Annotated in this window: 15 protein-coding genes, 1 tRNA gene and 1 pseudogene; 5 read left to right on the top strand and 12 right to left on the bottom strand. The window is 71.7% G+C overall.

What is annotated here, in order from left to right:
- Positions 1 to 833: 833 nt before the first annotated feature.
- The gene (locus tag ND748_RS08925) at positions 834 to 1,163 is read left to right on the top strand and encodes a hypothetical protein (RefSeq protein WP_251745197.1); all 330 of its coding nucleotides are present in this window, start codon (positions 834 to 836) and stop codon (positions 1,161 to 1,163) included.
- A 202-nt stretch (positions 1,164 to 1,365) separates the two neighbouring features.
- Positions 1,366 to 2,013: a hypothetical protein gene (locus ND748_RS08920; protein ID WP_251745196.1), complete on the top strand. Its 648-nt coding sequence runs from the start codon at positions 1,366 to 1,368 to the stop codon at positions 2,011 to 2,013.
- 55 nt (positions 2,014 to 2,068) lie between these two features.
- On the opposite strand, the gene ND748_RS08915 is transcribed toward ND748_RS08920, so the two are convergent.
- The 6 genes from ND748_RS08915 to ND748_RS08890 form a co-directional block, all read right to left on the bottom strand.
- Positions 2,069 to 2,368 carry a hypothetical protein gene (locus tag ND748_RS08915; protein ID WP_251745195.1) on the bottom strand — a complete coding sequence of 100 codons (300 nt, stop codon included), beginning with the start codon at positions 2,366 to 2,368 and terminating at the stop codon, positions 2,069 to 2,071.
- A gap of 57 nt (positions 2,369 to 2,425) precedes the next feature.
- Positions 2,426 to 2,695, bottom strand: coding sequence for a pyrophosphorylase (locus tag ND748_RS08910; protein WP_251745194.1), 270 nt, complete (start codon positions 2,693 to 2,695; stop codon positions 2,426 to 2,428).
- On the bottom strand, positions 2,692 to 7,323 hold the full coding sequence (locus ND748_RS08905; RefSeq protein WP_251745193.1) for an FtsK/SpoIIIE domain-containing protein: 4,632 nt from the start codon (positions 7,321 to 7,323) through the stop codon (positions 2,692 to 2,694). The genes ND748_RS08910 and ND748_RS08905 overlap by 4 nt, the downstream gene beginning before the upstream one ends.
- A gap of 161 nt (positions 7,324 to 7,484) precedes the next feature.
- A complete protein-coding gene (locus ND748_RS08900) occupies positions 7,485 to 8,621 on the bottom strand; it encodes a GGDEF domain-containing protein (RefSeq protein WP_251745192.1) in 1,137 nt (378 codons plus the stop codon).
- Between the two features lie 303 nt (positions 8,622 to 8,924).
- Positions 8,925 to 9,602, bottom strand: coding sequence for a DUF305 domain-containing protein (locus tag ND748_RS08895; protein ID WP_251745191.1), 678 nt, complete (start codon positions 9,600 to 9,602; stop codon positions 8,925 to 8,927).
- 110 nt (positions 9,603 to 9,712) lie between these two features.
- A complete protein-coding gene (locus ND748_RS08890) occupies positions 9,713 to 10,171 on the bottom strand; it encodes a hypothetical protein (protein ID WP_251745190.1) in 459 nt (152 codons plus the stop codon).
- Positions 10,172 to 10,775: 604 nt separating this feature from the next.
- Here ND748_RS08890 and ND748_RS08885 point away from each other — a divergent pair.
- Complete coding sequence (locus tag ND748_RS08885; RefSeq protein WP_251745189.1) at positions 10,776 to 11,207, top strand: hypothetical protein; 432 nt, start codon at positions 10,776 to 10,778, stop codon at positions 11,205 to 11,207.
- A 239-nt stretch (positions 11,208 to 11,446) separates the two neighbouring features.
- On the opposite strand, the gene ND748_RS08880 is transcribed toward ND748_RS08885, so the two are convergent.
- Together ND748_RS08880 and ND748_RS08875 are read right to left on the bottom strand one after the other, a co-directional pair.
- Positions 11,447 to 13,582 carry a hypothetical protein gene (locus ND748_RS08880; RefSeq protein ID WP_251745188.1) on the bottom strand — a complete coding sequence of 712 codons (2,136 nt, stop codon included), beginning with the start codon at positions 13,580 to 13,582 and terminating at the stop codon, positions 11,447 to 11,449.
- Positions 13,583 to 13,680: 98 nt separating this feature from the next.
- The gene (locus ND748_RS08875) at positions 13,681 to 13,989 is read right to left on the bottom strand and encodes a helix-turn-helix transcriptional regulator (protein ID WP_251745187.1); all 309 of its coding nucleotides are present in this window, start codon (positions 13,987 to 13,989) and stop codon (positions 13,681 to 13,683) included.
- 261 nt (positions 13,990 to 14,250) lie between these two features.
- Between ND748_RS08875 and ND748_RS08870 the strand changes: the two genes are divergently transcribed.
- Positions 14,251 to 14,631, top strand: coding sequence for a DUF2255 family protein (locus ND748_RS08870; protein WP_251745186.1), 381 nt, complete (start codon positions 14,251 to 14,253; stop codon positions 14,629 to 14,631).
- A 264-nt stretch (positions 14,632 to 14,895) separates the two neighbouring features.
- Here the strand turns inward: ND748_RS08870 and ND748_RS08865 are convergent.
- The 4 genes from ND748_RS08865 to ND748_RS08850 all read right to left on the bottom strand — a co-directional run bounded on the left by ND748_RS08865 (position 14,896) and on the right by ND748_RS08850 (position 19,434).
- Positions 14,896 to 14,986, bottom strand: a tRNA-Ser gene (locus ND748_RS08865).
- 76 nt (positions 14,987 to 15,062) lie between these two features.
- The gene (locus tag ND748_RS08860; protein ID WP_251745185.1) at positions 15,063 to 17,471 is read right to left on the bottom strand and encodes a [protein-PII] uridylyltransferase; all 2,409 of its coding nucleotides are present in this window, start codon (positions 17,469 to 17,471) and stop codon (positions 15,063 to 15,065) included.
- A gap of 338 nt (positions 17,472 to 17,809) precedes the next feature.
- A complete protein-coding gene (locus ND748_RS08855) occupies positions 17,810 to 18,151 on the bottom strand; it encodes a P-II family nitrogen regulator (RefSeq protein WP_251745184.1) in 342 nt (113 codons plus the stop codon).
- Positions 18,148 to 19,434, bottom strand: coding sequence for an ammonium transporter (locus ND748_RS08850; RefSeq protein WP_251745183.1), 1,287 nt, complete (start codon positions 19,432 to 19,434; stop codon positions 18,148 to 18,150). Before ND748_RS08850 ends, ND748_RS08855 begins: the two co-directional genes overlap by 4 nt.
- Before the next feature lie 691 nt (positions 19,435 to 20,125).
- Between ND748_RS08850 and ND748_RS08845 the strand changes: the two are divergent.
- Positions 20,126 to 20,616: pseudogene (locus ND748_RS08845) on the top strand (NlpC/P60 family protein); the annotation flags it as partial.

Raw genomic sequence — 20,616 nt, 5'->3', positions numbered from 1 at the left:
CGGCCCCGCCGCCCGCGGCACTGGCTGCCGGGCCGCGCCACCGCTTCCTGGCCGGCCGTGATGTGCCTGGCCGCGGTGCGAGTTCCGACGCGGCCGGCGGGGTCCCCGTGGGGTCAGGCGGATGCGAGGGTGACGGTGCCGAGGGCAACGGTGTGGTCGACATGGTTCGTCCCCGATCAGGCGCAGGGTCGGGCGCACGTGCGTGCCGAGCGAGGGACGGCGTCGGTCCGCAGGGCACGTCGCGTGGCGCTCATGCTAGGTCGACTGCCGCAGCGATCCGGGGTGAAGTGAGAGTTCTCTGGCCTTCTTGTGACGATTGACCAAATCACGATCCTGGGTGCCCGGATCGATGGATACGCGGGCCCTCCGGAGCGGCGGATGGGCCACGCGGCGCGGCCGGACCGACTACCAGCCGGCGTCCGGGGCTCCCCACGCGGGCGGCGCGCAGTGGGCATCCGGCCTCCTCACGCTGCTGCGCCGAGACGGCGACAGCGGGACGAACCCGGAGTAACCGTACCAGTGCGATCGCGCAGCGGGAACGTGGGGATGACAGATCCGGAATCTCTCACGCACGATGAGCATTCGGTACCCGATCCAACGCCAAATGTCCGGATTGAGTCTTGCGCTGAGTAATCTCCACATCCTGAAAGTGCGGTATTGATCGGCGCGTGTCGAGTACAGGGATGTGACGTCGGCGGATACGTGGCGGCGTGCCGGCGAGCCCCGGATCGATTCGCCATCACGGTGCCGGAAAGCTGGTTCGCGTTGGATCCGAGGTCCGGCATGGGAATGCGGGCGATCGACACCCGGGGCCGCGGGAGCCGGTCCCCACGGTGGGTGAGCTCGTGTTGCGGCTGCAGGAGGAGCCCCTGCCGTCCTTGTCGGGCACCTGGCGCAAGGGGCAGATCGTGGATCTTCCTGCCGTCGGCCTGGCCGCGCGGATGCTCGGCGTGTTGGCCTCCGGCGGTCGATTGGACATCAAGCCGAGCCTGGTTGCGAGCATGCGCACGTTGATCCCCGTGCCAGGTGCGCCGCGCGTGGCCCTGGTCGAATGCCGGAGCCCGAACGTCGCGGTGACCAACGCGCTGCACTGCCTGTTCGACGCCGTGACCGCGACGTTCCACTTCGTTCCCGACGGCCCCGACTTCCGCGCACCCGTCTGACTGGCCGTCGACGGCACAGATCGGTCGGGGTGTGGCCAGATTCCGGTGCCTCCGGGGGCAGTCCGTGGCGCGGGGCCGCCGGTCCGGGAGGTAACGCTGCGGAAGGATACAAAGCGTGACCGTCAGCTTCTGGCGCACCATCGCCTCCTCCGTTAAGTTAAGTGAACCTAAGTGGAGCTCGCGTTCGATCTGGAGGCAGTGGATGACGGACCAGCGGCGACGTGCCGACAGCGCACCGATCACGGCGGCCCGGTCCCTGATCCGGGCCGCCCCGTACGGGAGCCTCGCGTTGTGGGGTGGCCTGGTCGCACATGGCCTGCGCTTCACGACCGCGACCGCGACCGCGACCGCGGCTGTGGACGTGGACGTGCCGTTGGACGCGCCGACCGGGCCGGTCGCGGTGCCCCGGCCGCAGTCCCGTGTCTCCCCCGCGCACCCGGTCAGTGGGCGGGTGTCACCCGCGGAGGAGTCGTCCGCCGAGGCGACGGCGAGCGGCCCGGCAGTTCCCCGAGTGCTGCTGCTCGCCCCGACGTCGTTTGCCAGCGGCCTCCGTGGCGGCGACCTCGCGGCCCGGTTGAACCTGTGCGGGTCGGCGCCTGGCTGCGGATGCTGGGTCTCGGTCGCGTTCGGGGGATGGGTCTGCCCGCTGCCGGCGGACGCCTGGCCGGCCGCCGCCGTCGGCTTCTCCGTGCGCCATCCGACTGCCGATCTGCTCGATCTCGGCGCCGCCTGGTCGCTGCTGCAGATGGAGATTGCCGAGGCCGTGGTGCGGTCCGCCCACGCCTGCCTCCTGCTCGGCACGGCGGCGGCGGTCGGTCTGCTGGCCAGTGCGTCCGGGTCGTGTCCCTGAGCCGGCGGAGTACCTGAGCCCTGTGAGGTCGTTGAATCGGTGGGCCTGGCATCGGTCACCCGGCGCTCTGGATCTCGTTCTGGATCTCGGCAAGCCGGGTGCGTAGCTGGTCGAGTCGGGCGTGCAGTTCGGTGAGCGTGCGCTCGTAGCCGGGCCAGATGGTCGTCCGGAACTCGGTCGCGCCCCGCCCGTCCCAGCTCTCCGGGTCGGTGAGGGTTCTCGCGGTGGCCCGCAGTTCGTCGAAGTGGGTGAGCAGCGGTCCGTTCACGATCGAGGCGAGGTCCGAGATCGCGCCTTCGGCCTGCGGGGTGCTGCGAACGGTGATGTCGAACGACGGGGTCACGGTGTCCTCCATGGGTTTCGGTCGACAGGTGAACGGCGGCCGGGGGTGGCACGGGTAGGGGGACGGTGATCAGCTTCCCGCCGCGGCGGTCCGCCTGTTGATCTCGGTGATGCCGCGGGCCAGTTCGGTGAGGTTGGCGTGCAGATCCGTGAGTGCGTGCTGTACTTCAGGCCAGATCTGCGCGCGGAACACCTGGGCCTTTGGCCCCTCCCAGTTGCGCGGGTCCGCGAGGGTGTTGCCGTGGTCGATGAGGTTCACCGCCGTCGTCTGCAGGCCGGGCAGTATCTGACTGATCCGTGCGGCGGCCTGAAGGGCCGCTGGCGTCGTGACAGTCCTCATGTGTTTCCCTTCGCACTGTGCCGCGGCTGACGCTGGTGTCGGGGTTGGAGCGGAACGGGAACGGTGGCTGGTGGGCAGGCGACCTGGACGGGGAGCAGGACTCCACGCCGGATGAGCACCCCCCGACCCGCCGGCACGGGGTCGGGACTCGTCCGGGGGAGCCGGATGCCGAAGAGGTCCCCGTCGACCGGCCGTCTCGGGGCGAGGAGCAGCCCGTGTCCCTCACGGCGGACGTCGACGACGAAGCCGCGGTACTGCAGCACCAGCTCCTCCGTCGAGCCGGCGATGACGAGAGCGCCCCCGGCGTCGCGCGCCTGCTGCCAGAAGCTCGCCAACTCGACGGCCACCTGCTCGCCGATCAGCTCGGCATCGTCGACGAGAACGACCGGCGGTCGCCTCCCCGGCGCGAGCGCCCAGGGCGCGGTCACACCGGCGCCGAGGTGGGCAGTCGCAGAAGGCGGAACCAGCCGGCCCGGGCCGCCAGCTCCGCCAAGCCTGCCCAAAACGGAATCCACCACGGCCAGCACACCCGGGTGGCCGGCAAGCGCGCGAAGCGCGCAGGGGCGTGGTGTCACCGCGACGATGTCGGCACCACCGGCCAGCAGTGACAGGGCGATGGTGAGCAGCGCCGAGCTGCGTCCCGAGCGCGGCGGCCCGCCCACGACGAAGCCGGGCTCCTCGTCGAGGTCGAGGTCGATGACGTCCAGTTCGTCCCCGCCGAGCCCGAGGGCGGCCCGCAGCCGGGGCTCGGGTGAGCGGCGGGGGTCGGCGGCGGGCCGGCGAGCCAGAGCGGTCGCCATCCGAGCGCTGGTGACGCACTCCGGGAGCACTTCGACGCGGAAGGGGCGCTCGCCGTCCCGATCCGGTCCGATCGCGTCGGCATCGGCCCGCACGCGCGCACCCACAGCCCGTAACGCTGCTACCTGCGCCTGGCCGGTTGCTTCCGCGTCGAGCACGGCGACCTGGATTTCGACGGGAGTCGGGAATCGGCCTCCGACTGCGACACCCCGCCCGGGAGACAGCCGCTCGGGAGTGTCCGCGGCGCCGATGCCGGCCAGCGCGTAGTCGCCGGGATCGGCCATCCGCAGGATCAGCCGCTCGTCGATGAGGGAGGCCAGCCGACCGGTCAGCCCGCGCCGATCCGTGGAAAGGATCACCCGCAGCCCGGCCGCCGGGCCTTCCCGCAGCAGTCGGAGGAGACACTCGACGAGGTCCCCACCGTCGGCGTCCTCGGATGCGGCGAGCAGAGCCTCGAAGCCGTCGACGAGGAGCACGAGGTAGGGCAGGCGGGCGACACTGCCGCTGCCCGTGGGGACGCTGCCCTCGGCTGGGGCGACGGTGCGCCGCGCCTCCCGCAGATCCGCCATCCCGTCCGCGGCGAGTCGCCGGCGGCGCTGCTCGACGGCGACGGTCAGTCGGGCGAGCATCCGTCCGACCCGGTCGGGATCATCCCGCCGGACGAGCGCGCCCGTGTGCGGCAGGCTGGTCAGGGCGGCCAGTGCGCCGCCGCCATAGTCCAGCCCGTAGAAGTGCACGTCGCTCGGGGACACCGCGCCGGCGATCGCGCCCGCGGTGGTCCGCAGGACTGTGGAACGTCCGGAGCGCGGCGCGCCGACGACCATCAGATGGCCGCCGTCCTCCAGGTCCAACGTGAAGGGCTGCTGCAACTGGCGGTCACATCGGTCGGACAGACCGATGGCGACCGGGGCGAGCACCGGGCCGGGAAGGCGGGGCCCGAAGCGGCGTCGCCCCGGGGGACCCGCAGGGAGCGGGTACAACGCCTCCGATCCGGCGACGGCCGGCAGTGCGGAAAGGCCGATGCGCTCTGGCAGCGGTGGAAGCCAGGGACTCGGCTGGGCGGGGATCCCCATGGCCGCGGCGGCCTCGCGGACGGCCCGCACCAGACCAGTGAGCTCGGTGGAGTCGGGTGCGGTGTCCCGCGACGCGGCGCCGGCAGGTGGCCAGCCCGGTCCCGGCGCCGGTGCGTCGGGTCCGGGCCATGCCAGCAGGCTCACGTGTGGCGCGGCCTCGTCGGAGTCGTCACCCGCGTGGGCCGGGCCACCCACCCAGGCAGTCTGCACGGTCGTGACCTGCTCGGGCCCGGTACGCACCACTGCCCGGCCGGGGGTGGCGGCATCGATCGCGGATGCGTCCGGACACCCGACGACGTCCTCGCTTTCGGCCACATCGGTCACTCGCAGCGCGATGCGCAGGTTCGTGTTTGCCCGGATCTCGGGAGAGACGACGCCGCTCGGGCGCTGGGTGGCCAGGAGTAGGTGGATCCCGAGGGAGCGCCCGCGCTGGGCGAGGCTGACGAGGCCGGTCACGAAGTCGGGTAGCTCCCGGGCGAGGGTGGCGAACTCATCGACGACGAGTACCAGCCGGGGCGGGACCGTCAGCTCGCCCGGACCTCTACCCGGCGCCGCACGACGCAGGGCATCGAGATCCCTGGCGCCGAACCGGGCGAGGAGCACCTCTCGGCGGTGCAGCTCGGCGGACAGCGAGATCAGGGCCCGCCGCACAAGGTGCGGGTCAAGATCTGTGACTAGACCAACGGTGTGTGGCAGGGCGGCGCATTCGGCGAACGCGCTGCCCCCCTTGTAGTCGACGAGCACGAACACCAGCTCGTCCGGCCGGTAGGCCACGGCATGGGCCGCGATGATCGTTTGCAGCAGCTCCGACTTGCCCGATCCGGTCGTGCCCGCGATCAGCCCATGTGGGCCGTCCCGGGCAAGATCGACAGAGAACGTCCCGCCGCGGGCGACTCCCACCGGGACGGCACGGCTCTTCGGCGGGGTCCCCGAGCCCGGGGTGAGCGACCATGCCCGCCGAATCGCCGGTGCGCTCTGCCGGCCCCCAGCGGTGATGTCCGACAGTCGCACGGCCATCGGGAGAGCAGAGTCGTCATCGGCCGCCAGGCGAAGCGGCGCGAGTGCTCGCGCCACCGACTCGTACCAACGGGCCGCCCCGGACGGCGCGTCGTCACCGTCCTCGGCCGGACCGACGAGGTCGGGGCGGACGTGTCTGATCACCCCGGCCTGATCCCGGCGCACCGTGAGACAGCCGCCATCGGGCGCGACGACCGCCCGGCATTCGGCCGGAAGATCCTGGGCGTCGGATTCCAGGCAGATCGCGTGGATGCCCACGGCCGGGCCGGCGCGTAGCACCGGGATCAGGCCGGTGACGGATCGCAGCGATCGTGCACCGTCCAGTACGAGCAGGATGTCGGGGCCGGCCGGGCGGCGCTCGGGTGGCCGACGCTGGCGGCGTTGCAGCAGGGACTGGAGTTCGGCGACGCGCGCGACCTGGCCCGCCGCGTCTGCCGCGAACCACGCCGCCGGGTCTTCGGCGGCGGGGCGGCAGTGCGGCAACCAGCGAATCCAGCGCCACCTGGCTGCGCGGCCGGCGTCGGCCGCCAACACGCAGATCGCCAACTCCTCGGGGCTGTGCAGAACGGCGGCCTGGGCGAGGAGCCAACAGCCGAGTTCCGGGGCCCGGTCGCCCGCGATCCCGACGACGCCGTCCTCGCTCAGAGCGACCGCGGCGGGTAGATCCGCGTGCATCGGTTCGGCCGAGTTGCCGGCGCCGGTGATTGTCACCGCGCTTGGCTGGTTCGCGGTCCCGACGCGCAGCCGCAGGTAGTCGGCGTCGCCCCGACGACGCTGCCAGAGTGCGGAGTCCCGCTGCCAGGCCGTGGCGAACAGGCTTGCCGGATCGGGCTGCTCAGCGTGGCGCTCGGCGCACTCCGTCTCGAGTGCCGCCTGCGCCGCGAGTTCCACCCCGTCACGCAGCCGTCGATGGCGCGCGGTGGCCTCACGGAACTCCCGGCGGTCCCGCCGGCGCCCGCTCACCATGGACAGGGCCAGGTTCAGCGGCCCGAGGACGGCGAACAGCAGGACGTAGACCGTCCGCAGCACCGCGGCCATGCCCAGGGCCGCGAGCAGGGGGAGGAGCGTGGCCAGAACGGGCACGGGCGTTCGGCGGGGCTCCTCGGGCGCCGCAGGCAGAGCGAAGGCGGCCGCCCGCTGCGGTGGGCGCAGCCGCGGCGGTCGGTTGACATCGAGCCTTCCGGCGACGCCGGTGGAGGGAAGGGCCAGGGGGGCGATCGCGGCGGGACGCAGGAGCCGCAACGCCGTGTCGGGAGTGCGCACGGAGGCGAGGATCGAGCCGTCGTCCGTCGCCTGGTCCCACCCGATGATCCTCGCCCCGGGGCCGGAGGCGACCGAACAGCTTCCGTCGGCGGCGACTCGTACCGTCAACACGGGTGCATCGGTGGTGGTGGGACCGGCAAGCAAGATGGCGCTGCCGGGAGCCGAACCGACGGTGTGCTCGCCGACCGACAGCGGATGGATGACGCCGGCGCCGGGGCCCGCAGTGATCATCAAGTGGACCAGGCCGGCGCCTGAGGCCCGCCGGACCGGCGGCGCGTCGAGGATCACGACAGCTCCCTCGGTCAACGGCGAGCGGGCGAGCGGCAGGCTCGGGCTGAGCGGGCGGCCGCGGCCGGCGAGGGTCAGCGAGGGACTGGCCCTCGCCGAGGCACGGCCCGGGCGAGGCGGCCGGACGACGGTCGCCAGTGCGTCGGCCACGACGCCGAGCGGAGTGTTGACACCGGCACGCAGAAGCACGTCGACGTTTGTTCCGGTGCGGAAATCGCGAACGGTGAATGCGAGCTGCATGGGCCGAAGATACGACCCGAAACGCCACCCGGCTACGTCGGACGACGCTGCGTATACGAATGTGGTCGAGTGGTCGTCAATCTTTTAGGGTCGACGACCGGAGAGCCGAATTACTGACCGGAGCGGGAGCGGCGGTCGTGGCCGGCCCGTCCCCTGGACCGGGCGCGGGTCACTTCCGCGCCAGCTCGTGCGACCAGAGCGTCCGCGTCCTCGGCCGGGGCGCCGGCGGCCTTTCGAGTTCCCCGCTGGCGACCCTGTTCGCGCTGCTCAGGATGGTTGTCGCTGGCGCGGGGCGCAGTCGTACCCGCGAGGGCGATCCCCACGCTCACCGTCAGCCGGATGTGGTGGCCGTGTACGTCGAGCGGTTCGTCGAGGGTCGCCGCCAGCCGCTCGGCGAGATGGGCGACATCCGGCGCATCTCCGGAGCCGACCAGCACGACGAACTCGTCGCCGTCCCATCGGCCGAGAATGTCGGTGGGGCCGAGTACGCTCGAAAAGCGGCGGGCGACGGCATGCAGGGCGGCATCACCGGTCGAATATCCGAAGGAGTAGTTGATTCGACGAAAAGCGTCCAGGTCCAGGAAGAGAACGGCGGCCCCGGCCCGTTCCGGGGAAGGAGGCGTTCGTGCGGATGAGGCCGCGCTCACGGCCCGTGCTCCGGTGGCGTCCGACGCGCCGGAGCCGCCGGTGGTGAGCCTGGCCGCGAGCAGGGCTCGCAGCGCAGTCCGGTTCGCCATGCCCGTAATCGGATCCGTCGTGGCCTGACGGCGGAGGTCCTCTTCGCGATGTCGCCGTTCGGTCACATCCTCAACGACGACGATCAGCCCGTCGCCGCGGATGAGGGTGCTCAGGCGGACGTCGAGCCAGCGGTGACCGGGTGGCGCTGGCTGCGGCAGCTCGATGCGGGCCCGGGTTCGCCGCCGGTCGATCACCTGCCGCGAGAGGGACGCCAGGGTGCGGACCGGCGTGACCGGATCGAACGTCGTGAGGTCGACCGGGCCGGTGGGCGACGAGCGGGCCTGCTCCACCTGGGTGCCGGTCGCCCACGCCGCGGCCGCGGCCTCGGCCGCGTGGTCGCAGGCTGCCAGCCAGCTCATGCCGGGCCGCACCGGGAGCAGGGCTACCCCAGTCGCGGCGCTGCGGCGCCACGCCTCGTTCAGGCGGGCCACCATGCCGTCCGGCCCGAGTACCGCAACAGGAGAAGGGAGGGAGTCGAACACGGCCGCAGCGACGTCATCGGTGGGCACGGAGTTGAGATCCTTCCGGCTGCCGCACCGTGGCGTCGGTTGGGCGCGCGGGGCGCGTCCTCGGACCGCACGGTGCAGGTGATGTGCCGTGGGACCGCCCCGGGCGGGTGCCTCCCGCGCCGAGCAGGGCTGCCGCGGCGGTGCCTTTCTGATCCTCGGGCGGCTACCGACGGGTGGATTCATCTTTGTCGAACGGTGTGTATTGCAAGGTGGTGGCGAGAGCGGCAGATGCGCGGGAGTAGTGAATTCCTGGCGGGATGGTGGCCGGCGTCGCAGCCACCATCCCGTCCTGACCCGAGCCGGTCAGATCCTGGTGAGCAGGTCCTGCATGCTGATGATCTCGGTCGCCTGAGTACGTTGAATGTTCACGGCGAGCTGTTTCGCTGGCGCGTGGAGGCCGTCACGGATCTCGGCCTTCGCCATGGCGACGGCGCCCTGGTGATGTTCGATCATCATGGCGAGAAACATCTCGTCGAAGGCCGGGCCGGTCGCGTTCCTCAGGGCAGTCATGTCCGCGCTGGACATCATTCCGTCCATGGCAGCCTCCGGTGCGTCGGTCTCGATTCCGTGATCGGTCATGCCGTCGTCGGCCATGCCGCTGCCCGCCATGCCGTGGTCACCCATGCTGCGGCCGGAATCACCCGTGGTGGCCGGGGGAGCGGTGGGCTGCCCCCAGCCGGTCAGCCAACCCACCATGGTCGCGATCTCCGGTGCCTGGGCGGCCCGGATCTGCTGCGCGAGGGATCTGACCTGCGGGTTCCGCGTGTGGGACGGGGCCAGCTCGGCCATCTCGACGGCCTGCCGGTGATGGGGGATCATCCTCTGGGCGAAGGTGATGTCGGCCGCGTTGTGGCCGCCGGTCGCGCTTGTGGCCGTGGTCGTGGTCGTGGTGGTGGGCGCGTCGGTGCTGCCCCCGCTGCCGCAGGCGCCGACGGTGACCGTGGCGAGAAGCGCCGGGATGAGCAGGATGAGTCGTCTCATGCTGAAGTTCCTCGTCCTCCAGTTGCGTGCGGACTCCGGATGCGTGCACAGCCGAATACCGGTCCGCCGGGCGGGAGTCGTCCTGGACCCACGCCGACGGAGCGGCCGGTCTACACGCGCAGCACGCAGAGGCGGGCGAGTGAGGGCGCGCGGAGGCGAGGTAGTCCCCCGAGTAATGGCCGCTCGGGGCGGCCGTGCGCCAGGCGCGAGCGAACTCGTGCGCTGACGGCTTTCCGGACGGCGCGGGCGAGCAACAGGGCGGCGAGCAGGATGCCCGTCACGCGAAGGAACGCCAGGCACAGCTCGCCGACGTGCCCGCCGTGATGGTCCGCGAGCGGGGCCGCCGCCAGGGTCGCGGACGCACCCTCGAAGCTGGCCGGGTGGCCGGGGATGGACCGCTGGTGCGATGCCCCGCTGTGCGGTGCGCTCGGCCGGCTTCCCGCCGCATCCAGCGGCCCGTCAGAGCCGCAGAAGGCACCCGGGTGATCGTGGCGGTCGTGGTGGTCGGCATGCACGGACAGGCCGCCGTGCATGAGCAGAATGCCGAGGAGCACGGGCACGAGGAGCACCAGATACGGTCCCCGAGCGGAGATCTGTCCGCGGGCCCCGACACTCACCGCGCCATGATGCCTGAGGGGGCGCGCGGCGACGGGATCCGACGCCACCTCCGATCCGCGCCCCCGTGGATGGTCCGAGGGTCTGGCCTGGTCGTTGGCACTGATCGTGCCGGCCGGTCATGATGATCGATCAGGTGGGCTGCGTCACGAGATCAGCCACCACCTGCCGGCGCAGCGGGGCGGTGGGACCCGAGGACGTCATGTCCGCGGGCCCCACCATCACCATCAGGCCGCCACCCAGCGCCAGCCGTTGTTGTCCGCGCAGACGATCGCCCTGCCGTCACCCGCGACCCCCTGCACGCCATGGTCGGCATTGCGGCAGATCTGGCCAGGCTTGTAGCAGTTTCCACTGGCGGCCAGTGGATGACAGGCGGGGGCTGCCGCGGCCGGTGGGGCTGCCGCGGCCGGTGGGGCTGCGGCCGCCGGTGGCGCCGCGGCCGGTTGATGGTCGGCCGGTGCCTGTGCGACCGGTGGCTGTGCAGCCGGTGGCGCCGCCGCGTGAGTTGCGGGCGGCGGTGCCGGGAGATGGGTGGGGCCCTGGGCGGCGACCCTACGGGTGCTGGGTGCGGCCTGCACCACCGAAGCCGCTGTCGCCCGAGGTGCCGGAGCCGCCGGCGAGGGAGGCATCGCCTGCACCGGTGCCGCCGATGACGTCGGTGTCGACGACATCGAGACTGCTGCTGGCGTCGGTGTCCCGGATGGCGTTGGTGTCCCTGATGGAGTCGGTGCCGCCGATGACGTCGGTGTCGGTGTCGGTGTCGGTGTGGCGATCGTCAGCGACACCGGCCGAATCGACGCGGTGTCCTTCTTGGGTGGATCCGAGGTCGCACCGATGATGATGAACAAGGCGAGCAGGGCGGTGACCGCCCCGCTGGTCTTGGGATGGCGCCGGCACCAAAGCCAGGCGCGCCGAAGAAAGACCACCGTTCCCCCCGAATGTGGCTCCCAGTCAAACCGGGGTGTGACGATACGCCCTTCTTTGGGGTGAGCCGGAGAAAAGAAGCACCGGATTCCCTCGCGAGGGAAAATTTCTGGTGTTTATTGATGTAGGAGGTCGCCTGTTGTGTCCTGTGGCGCTCACTCTTCGTTCGGTGGGACGATGGTGCCCGCTGGGGCGAGCGTTTCCTTGCGGTTCGCCGCGGAAACCGGGCGACGCCGAGGACGACCGCCCTCGTGATCAGGTCGACCGTCCTCGCAGTCCTTCGCTGGGCCGCGTCGCCCGTGCGCTCAGGATCGGCGTCGAGGCTTCGCCCTGGCGAGCTCGGCGCGCAGCAGCGCAGCACCCGCCAGGATCGTCAGCGCGCACCACAACCTCCTGGCACGACGCAGTCGACCATGGACCTCCACGAGCGTCGCCTCGAACTCCTCCGCGTATCGCTCCTGCTGCCCGTTGGAGGCCGCGATCGCGGCCGCCAGCCCGACCAGGCCGTGCGCGAACGTACCCGGCCGCAGCAGCCGCAGCAGACGAACCACCTGGCTCGCCGGCAACGACGAATGCAGCGCGGCGCTCCCGGCCGAGGGGACGTAGGAGGGTCCTCGTCCGCCGGCGGCTACGACCGCTCCGGCTGCTCCGCCGAGGACGAGCAGGACAGCCGGTGAGACACCGAGCAACAGGGGCGCGGCAGACGCCCCCGCGAAGATCCCCGCGAGCGCACCCAGCACGCGCCGCGCCTGACGCGGCCAGCGCGCGGCGAGAAGACCCGCCAGCAGGCCGAGCAAGGCACCGCTGGCCGTGGCGGTGCAGGCGTAGAGGGCCCCGTCGTCCGGCGCGTGCCCATTCCTCTCAAGGAAGCCGCTGGCGTAGGCAGAACCGACGGCGGAGCCCGCGAGGGTGCCGAGAGCCAGCCCCAGCAAAGGGCTCGCGAGCCGAGTGGAACGGTTGGCGAGCGTGCCGAGCACCAGCCCAGCCGCGGCACCGGCCAGCAGACCCACGATCCCCGCCCAGCGGCTGCCAGACGGGTGGTTGTACGTGTAGTCGACGGCGAACAGGTACGTGTCCGCCGCCACGCCGGCCGCCGCCTGGCCGACGATGGCGCCGAACACCAGGCCCAGCGCCGGTCTGACGAATCGGGGATACCGACCAGTGAACATGGGGGCGCCCAGCCCGACGACCAGACAGATCAGCGTGAGGATCGCGCTCCTGGTGGCAGGAACGTCGTCGCTTGGAGACGAGGGTGCGTTGCCAAGCACGACGAAGGCGCGGTAGCTGGCGCTGACCGCGGAAAGGATCAAGAAGCTCAGTGCCGGACCCGCCATGGGCCGCAGGAGCCGAAGGCGACAGCCGGCGAGCAGGCCAGCGAGCCCGGCGGCGACGCCGCCCAGCACGGAGCCCACCAGCATGGCGACGACCTGGCCGTCGCCGTAGCCGAACACGAGCGACGTGACCGTGCCGACGGGCTTGCTCTCCCCCGACCAGGTCAGCGAGTCGGGCCAGTCGAAGGAGGTGTTGTACGTGAGCCGCAACCCGGCACCGGTGACATGACCGACCGCACCACCGACCGCAATGCCGAGCAGGGGTGTCGCAAGCCGGTGCCAGCGCTCGGCGAACAGGCCGAGAAACAGGCCAAGCGCCGCACCACCCACCACGACGGCCAGTCCGTGGTGGAGGTCGCCGAGATAGCCCACGCCGGCGAACCTCTCGGCGGAGTGCGGGGACCCCGCGCCGTCGAAGATGATCGGGCCGGGAAACGCGGCGTAAAGGCTCCGGGCCGCGGCGACGCCGAGACCGCCGAGGATGGCGCCGAGTGCCAGCCCCACCGCTGGGCGCGTGAGCCCACGGCGACGCCCGGCCGCCAGACCGAGGAGCAACCCCAGCACCGCGCCACCCGTCACGAACACGGCTGAGGCTGAACCGTGGGCAAACCCATACCGGGAGACGAGGATGTCGGCGTGATCGGCACCGTCGAGGAGGTCGAAACTCGGCCCGGAGCTGTTGGCGACGAAGCGACCGGTACCGCTGATCGCGGCAAGACTGGCGAGATGCCCGCCCAGCGCGCCCAGGGCCAGACCCGACACGGGTTTCGTGCACTGGGGACGGCGGTCGACGAGTTGACCGAGGGCCGACCCGAGCACCGCGAGGAACACCAGGGTCACGACCGGCTGGTAGCCGACGTCGACGGTTTCTGCGTTGTAGTAGGTCCGGGCGACCGCGATGGGGACGACGGGATTGGCGACCAGGCTTGTGACCGCGCCCGCCGCCAGGCCCAGCGACGCCGGCGCGAGCCCGCGGCGGCCGACCGTCAGCAGGCTGAGGAGCAGCCCGAGCAGCGAGCCGGCAGCGACCACCGGGTAGGCAGGGCTGCCGGGGAAGAACGCGGACAGGGCGTCGCCGAGATACGTGCCGATGACGACGCCGAGACCCACGCGGGCAGCGACCCGTCGCGGCGCCCCGGTGGCGCGGGCACGGCCGGTGACTGCCGCGTCTGTCGTCGGGGCGTTTGCCGCGCCTGTTGTCGGGGCGTTCACCACGCTCCCTCGGGCGCGATGAATGTGCCGCGACCTCGCCCGTGTCCGCGACGTGGCCTGCGCTCGGCGAGCAGCGCGCGGGCGCCGGCCATTCCCTCGGGGGTGAACCGGTAGAGCCGGCGGCGGGGGCCGGGACGGTCGGACTCCTCCCAGTAGGAGCTCGCCCATGCGATGCGCTCCAGCCGGGCCAGGATCGGGAACACGCTGCCGGTCGCCAGCCCGGCCTTCTTGGCGATGGCCAGGCCGTACGGTTCGACGTCGCCGTCGAGGAGCACCTCGAGGACGTCGAGCGTCGCTGGCGTCACACGGGACAAACCTGCCATGCACTTAAATTACATATATAGAGATAGGGCGTCAACGTTGCTCATCCCGACCGGGAAATCGGCTGCGATGCCGCCGCCGTAGTCGAGACCACCGTGGCATGCAGCTCCTCGGCGATCCTCACGAAGCACCGCAGCTCCCGCGGGTCCAGCCGACCAGGGCAGCACCCGATTGATACTCGAGAGGTATCGCCGGGGTGCCCGGAGAGTGTTGGTCCGCGGCCGGGGCGAGGGCACGATCGAGGCATGAGCGAACTGATCTGGACCGCGGATGCCCTGGAGCGGGTCGACTCGGCCCGCGAACTGGAGATCGCGGTCAGGCGCGCCGACGGGACCCTGCGACGCCCGCTGCCGATCTGGGTCGTCCGCGTTGGTGACCAGGTGTACGTGCGGACCTGGTACCGACGCGACACCGGCTGGTTCGGCCACGCCCTCGCCTCCCACCGGGCCCGCATCCGCGTCCCCGGCCTCGAAGCCGACGTCACCGTCGAGGACCTTGGCGAAGGCCCCGCCCAGCTGCGCGCGGACATCGACGCCGCCTATCGCACCAAGTACGGCGACGCGGGCGCCGAATCCATGGTCACGGCCGCCGCCGCGATCACGACCCTGCGGCTCAGTCCTGCGTAGAAGGCCACGAGCACGCTTCTTCGCTGGGGACGGTGAGTATCTCCTCGGTCACCTTGACCCTCACGATCAGCCGACCGCGCGCGCATCTGTTGTGTTCTTCGGGGCAGAAGGTGGCGGAAACGGTTTCCGCAGCGATCCCGCGTGCGGCCCGTTCCGGGGACCGGCTGGGAACCAGACCCGGCGAGGGGGCGAGGACAATCAGGAGGACTGGTGTTCCTGCTGGTCGGCGGGCCAGCCTGAGGGGCTGGCCGCGCGGACGAAGGGCGGAGGCTCCGGGATTTGAACCCGGGAGGGGGTTGAAGCCCCCAACCGCATTAGCAGTGCGGCGCCATAGACCGGACTAGGCGAAGCCTCCCAACGTGCTCGCTCATCATAGCGTCTCCCCTGAGGGTGCCAACGGCCCGGGTACCGGACGGGGCGGGCGGGATGGATCACAGCCGCTGGCCGACAGAGTCGACGGAGTCGACGGAGTCGACGGAGTCGACGGAGTCGACGGAGCCGGTGCGCGCGGCCGGCGTCGGCTGGTTGGTAGGAGCCTCGGCCCCCAGCGCGGCGAGCACCGCGCGCGCGATCTCGCGGCGGCGGGCGTCGTCCGCCACCGGCCGGCCGTCGGCCTCCTGAATGTAGAAGGCGTCGACCACGTCGAGCCCGAGGGTGGCGACGATGGCGGTGGCCACGTCGAGGCGCAGCCCGGACAGCGCGCGCACGATCCGGAACAGCACGCCGGCCCGGTCGGGGGCGCGCACCTCGAGGACGGTGGTCGAGCCCAGGTCGTCGTCGAAGAGGACCTGCGGCGGGCCGGGGGTGGTCCACTGCCTCGCGCCGGAGTAGTCGCGTTCCCGGGCCGCGAGCCGCTCGGCGATGTCGAGGGTGCCGGCGAGGGCGGCTCGCAGGTCCGCAAGCAGCTTCGCCTCCTCCGGCACCCGGCCGTGCGGGGCGGCGACCGCGGCCTGCAACAGCGCGCGGCCGTCGGCGCTGCGGGCGGACGCCCGGCGGATGTCGAGCCGGTTGAGCGCGAGGACACCGGCGGTGACGGCCAGCAGCCCGACCTGGTCGGCGCTGACCACGACGATCTCGAACATCCCCTCGTCGGGCAGCTGGTTGACCTGGACGGCGTGCTCCGCCGGCAGGGCGAGCAGGCCGCGCTGGCGATCGTCCAGCCGCGGCGGGCAGGGCACCCGTTCGCCGCCGAGCAGGGCCCGGGACCGTTCCACCAGGTCGTTGATCAGGCGTGCCTTCCAGGCGTTCCACGCGGTCGGTCCGGTGGCCCGGGAGTCGGCTTCGGTCAGGCGGTGCAGCAGGGTGAGGATCCGGTCGCTGCCGGCGGCGGTGGCGACGGCCTGGATGGTCGCGAGGTCGTCGATGTCGCGTCGGGTGGCCGTCTCGCCGAGCAGCAGATGGTGGCGGATCATCGCGACGAGCACGTCGACGTCCTCGGCGGGCAGGCCGAGGCGGGGGCCGATCAGCCGGATCTGCTCGATGCCGGTGTCGGTGTGGTCGCCGGGGAAGCCCTTGCCGATGTCGTGCAGCAGCGCGCCGAGCAGCAGCAGGTCGGGGCGGTCCACGTCGCGGGTGAACGCGGCGGCGCGGGCGGCGGTCTCCATGAGGTGCCGGTCGACGGTGTAGCGGTGGTAGGGGTTGCGCTGCGGGCGGCTGCGCACGGCGGCCCACTCGGGCAGCAGCCGAACCAGCAGACCCACCTGGTCGAGGGATTCGAGCACGCCGACGGCGGCGTCGCCGGTGGCGAGCAGGGCGACGAGTGCGTCGCGGGCGGCGGGCGGCCACGGCTGCGGCATCGCCGGCGCCTCGAGGGCGAGTCGGTCGACGGCGTAGCGGCCCAGCGGCAGGCCGGTGCGGGCGGCGGCCGCGGCGACGCGCAGGACGAGGACCGGATCCTTCGCCGGTTCGACGTCGAGGGCGAGCTGGATCTCGCCGCCCTGATCGATCACCCCCTCGTCCAGGGGGCGGCGCACGGGGCGCCGGCCGCGCCAGCGGGAGGTGTTGCGCAGCCCGGCGGCGGTGCGGTACCAGGTCGCGTCCCAGGCCCAGGAGATCGTCCGGCCGGCGTCGGCGACGGCGTGGGCCAGCGCCATCGAGTCGGGGTAGCCGAGCGCGGTGGCCACGGCTGTGCCGTCCTGGAGCAGCAGCCGGTCCTGGGAACGGCCGGCGGCCAGGCGGCGGATCTCGCCGCGGGCGTCGAGCAGCACCCCGGCGGCGGCGAGTACCCGGTCGGAGGGGACCTCCGCGACCCAGGCCGCGGCGAGGGCGTGCAGGGCGTGCACGTCGCGCAGGCCGCCGCGGGACTCCTTGAGGTCCGGCTCGAGCAGGAAGGCCACCTCGCCGAGGCGGGCGGCGCGCTCGGCCACGGCGGCGGCGAGGTCGGGTAGCCGCTTGGGGGCGCGGGTGCGCCAGCGGGTGCGGGCGTGGCGGGCGAGATCGGCGGTCAGCGCCGCGTCGCCCGCGACATGACGGGCGTCGAGCAGGCCCAACGCGGCCTTCAGATCATCGTCCGCCACCGCGATCGCTTCGTCGACGGTGCGCACGCTGTGGTCGAGGTCGACGCCCGCGTCCCACAGCGGATACCAGACGGTGTCGGCGAGAGCGGCGATGTCCCGGTGGGCGTCGTCGTGGAGGAGGACCAGGTCGAGGTCGCTGCCGAAGGCCGGCTCCGCCCGGCCGTAGCCGCCGACGGCGACGAGCGCGACCCCGGGGCCGGGATCGCCCAGCAGTTCGGTCAGGGCCGCGTCGGCGAGGTCGGTGAGAATGCGACGCAGCGTCGGCCCGGTCGCCGTGGGCAGCCGGTCGGAGCGTCCCCTGAGGATCTCCAGGCGGTCCTTCATGGCTCTTGCCTCCTCCGGCGCCGGCCGCTCCAACGGACCCGGCCCGCGCGGGCCGGGCCGACACATGGCGCGGCACCGCGTCGATGATCGCGCGGTGCCGCCTCATGTGGTCGGGCGAGGAGGGAACGCCCGGGCTGGGGCCCGGAGCGTCCACGACCTCTGGTGCTACCTGGTGGTGCGGTTACCTGGTGGTGCGGTTACCGGGTGGTGCGGGTGGTGCGGTTACCGGGGATCCTGCGGGTGGTGCGGCTGCCGGGGGTGGTGCGGTGTCCGGGTGGTGCGTGGGCAGCATTGCATGGCGCCCTGGAGCCGCTACGCGGTGCTACAGCGCGTCGGTGCTACAGCGCGTCGGTGCCCCGCTCGCCGGTGCGCACCCGGACCACGGAATCGACCGGGACGACCCAGACCTTGCCGTCGCCGATCTTGCCGGTCTGCGCGGCCGTCGTGATCGCCGCGACCAGGTCGTCGGCAGCCTCGTCGGTCACGACGACTTCAATCTTGATTTTCGGAACGAAGTCAATCTTGTACTCCGCGCCGCGGTAGACCTCCGTGTGGCCCTTCTGCCGGCCGTAGCCCTGGACCTCGGAGATCGTCAGGCCGTGCACACCCAGGTTCTCCAGCGCCGCCTTCACGTCGTCGACTTTGAAGGGCTTGATGACGGCGGTGACGAGCTTGGTCATGCCTGGGCCTCCTCAGGCACCTTGACGGGGGTGACGCTGGTGGAGAGCGAACCACTGCCACCAATGGAGGTGAACCGGTACGCCGTCTCCCCGTGCAGCGCCTCGTCCATGCCGGTGAACTGGTCCTCGTCGCTGATCCGCAGCCCGATCGTGTACTTGATCGCGAGCGCGATGATCGCCGTCACGACGGCCGAGTAGCCCAGCGTCGCGCCGACGGCCAGGGCCTGCTCGCCGAGGACGCTCCACGGACCGCCGTAGAAGACGCCGTCGTGGCCGGCCGAGTTGGTGTCCACGGTGGCGAAGAAACCGGTGAGCAGAGCGCCGAGCACACCGCCGACGAGGTGGACCGCGCCGACGTCGAGCGAGTCGTCGATGCCGACCTTGCCCTTGATCGAGGTGGCCAGCGCGCAGACGACGCCGGCGATGCCGCCGACCGCGATGGAACCCATCGGGGAGACGAAACCACAGGCCGGGGTGATGGCGACCAGGCCGGCGACCGCACCGGACGCGGCACCCAGCGTGGTGGCCTTACCGTCCCGGATCTTCTCGATCGCGAGCCAGCCGAGGATCGCCACGCCGGTCGCGATCTGGGTGTTGAGCAGGGCGAACCCGGCGAGCTTGTTCGAGCCCAGCGCCGAACCGGCGTTGAACCCGAACCAGCCGACCCACAGGATGCCGGTGCCGAGCAGGACGAAGGGCACGTTGTGCGGGCGGAAGTCCCCGCTTGGCCAGCCGGCCCGCTTGCCCAGCACCAGGGCCAGCACGATCGCGGCGATACCGGCGTTGGCGTGAACGACCGTGCCACCCGCGAAGTCCATCGCGCCGCGCTTGAACAGCCAGCCGTTGGCCGACCACACCCAGTGGGCGATCGGCGAGTAGACCAGCACCGACCACAGCGGCACGAAGACCGCGAAGGCGCTGAATTTCATCCGGTCGGCGATGGAGCCGGTGATGAGCGCGGGAGTGATGATCGCGAACATGAGCTGGAAGGCCACGAACACGACATAGGGGATATTACTGTCGCCCTCGGACAGGTGCTGCAGTGCGAAGAAGTGGAATCCGCCCCAGAAGCCGTTGCCCGCCCCAAAGGCGACGCTGAAGCCCACGACCGACCACACGAGTGTGACGATGCCGATGCAGAAGAAGTTCTGCATGATCATGCCGAGGACGTTCTTCGCCCGGACCATGCCGCCGTAGAAGAACGCCAGTCCGGGCGTCATAAACAGCACGATCGCGGAACTGATGAGCATCCATGCGGTATCGCCCGTATCCATTTTGACCATGTCTCTCCTGTCATCCCCCCGCGCGGTGCGCGGACTGCGCTCACCCGGTCCCCGGCCACGCTGCGCTTGTCCCGGATCCTCGGTCCCGAAGAGTCGATAAGATCTGTTCCCGACCTGTGTCTTAGCTGTTTCTGGCGTGTGAAATCGCTAAATTGGGCGGGCTGTGGCCCGTTTCGGTCGCCTAGCGGTGGGCGCGCGGAGACTCTCCGACCGGATCGGCGTGCTTCCGTGACTGTATAACTGCGTACAGTTACCGTCCGGCGGTGTGAGCAGTGTCCCTACGGAGGGCTGGCATAGCGTCGGCGAACCGAACCCCGAGACCCGCCACGGCAACGCCGCCGGTCGGCGCGTCCCCATCGACCCGAATGGCGTCACTGATCTCGGCGGATGCGCCGAGCCGGTCCTGCCCATCCCCAGACAACGACCGAGTCTGCCGAGCACGCGCCGCGGCGGCCCGAAAGTCGCAGCGGGCAAAGAAGCCCGCGACAACGTCGCTGGCCCGAAAGTCGTAGGCCTCTTTGTACTTGGCCTGGCCGGCATTCTGTTCGCCGGTCCGGCGACGATCGGCGCCCCGGCGGGCTCTGCCTGGGCGGTGCCCGCGTCGTCGGCTGCTGCGTCGAAGTCGCCGAGCCTCGCCGACCTGGAAGCTGAAATCGGACGTACATCATCAAAGCTCAATAAATCGGTGCAATTGGCTGCGAGTGCCGCCGAGGCCTTCAACGCCGGACGGATCCGGCTCGCCGCGGCGGATCGGGCCGCCAAGGACGCCGCCGACCGGGTCGACCGGGTCGACCGGGCGGTGCGCGAGGCCGCGGATCAGCACCGGGGCCTCGCCGTGTCGGCGGACCGGGCGGGGGGCTTCGCCCAGCTGTCCCTGCTGCTGACCGGCGATCCCCGCCGTGCCCTGGACCGGGTGGGCGCCGTCGATGCCCTGGCTCGCCGGCAGCAGGTCGCGGACACCGGCCTGCGGCTGGCGCGGCGGGATCTCACCGAGGCCCGGCAAAGCGCCGACGCGGCCCTCGCGGACAAGAAGAAGATCACCACGGATCTCGCCGAGCGCAAGCGGACCATCGAGGCTGCGGCCGACGAGCAGCACGGGCTGTTGCAGCGGCTGGAGTCGCGCTTCGCCGAGCTGGAGCGGCTGGCCAAGGCTCGACAGGCGGCCGCCGCGCGGTCCCGGCG

The sequence above is a fragment of the Frankia sp. AiPs1 genome, assembly GCF_023716945.1.
Lineage (GTDB): Bacteria > Actinomycetota > Actinomycetes > Frankiales > Frankiaceae > Frankia.
The sequence above is the reverse complement of the archived record's forward strand: the minus strand, read 5'-3'. Positions and strand labels throughout refer to the sequence as shown.

Bases quoted from the DNA above. Each gene is read 5' to 3' on its own strand.
- ND748_RS08920 (WP_251745196.1), top strand. From the start codon at position 1,366: ATGACGGACCAGCGGCGACGTGCCGACAGCGCACCGATCACGGCGGCC.
- ND748_RS08915 (WP_251745195.1), bottom strand. From the start codon at position 2,368: ATGGAGGACACCGTGACCCCGTCGTTCGACATCACCGTTCGCAGCACC.
- ND748_RS08910 (WP_251745194.1), bottom strand. From the start codon at position 2,695: ATGAGGACTGTCACGACGCCAGCGGCCCTTCAGGCCGCCGCACGGATC.
- ND748_RS08895 (WP_251745191.1), bottom strand. From the start codon at position 9,602: ATGAGACGACTCATCCTGCTCATCCCGGCGCTTCTCGCCACGGTCACC.
- ND748_RS08870 (WP_251745186.1), top strand. From the start codon at position 14,251: ATGAGCGAACTGATCTGGACCGCGGATGCCCTGGAGCGGGTCGACTCG.
- ND748_RS08860 (WP_251745185.1), bottom strand. From the start codon at position 17,471: ATGAAGGACCGCCTGGAGATCCTCAGGGGACGCTCCGACCGGCTGCCC.
- ND748_RS08855 (WP_251745184.1), bottom strand. From the start codon at position 18,151: ATGACCAAGCTCGTCACCGCCGTCATCAAGCCCTTCAAAGTCGACGAC.
- ND748_RS08850 (WP_251745183.1), bottom strand. From the start codon at position 19,434: ATGGTCAAAATGGATACGGGCGATACCGCATGGATGCTCATCAGTTCC.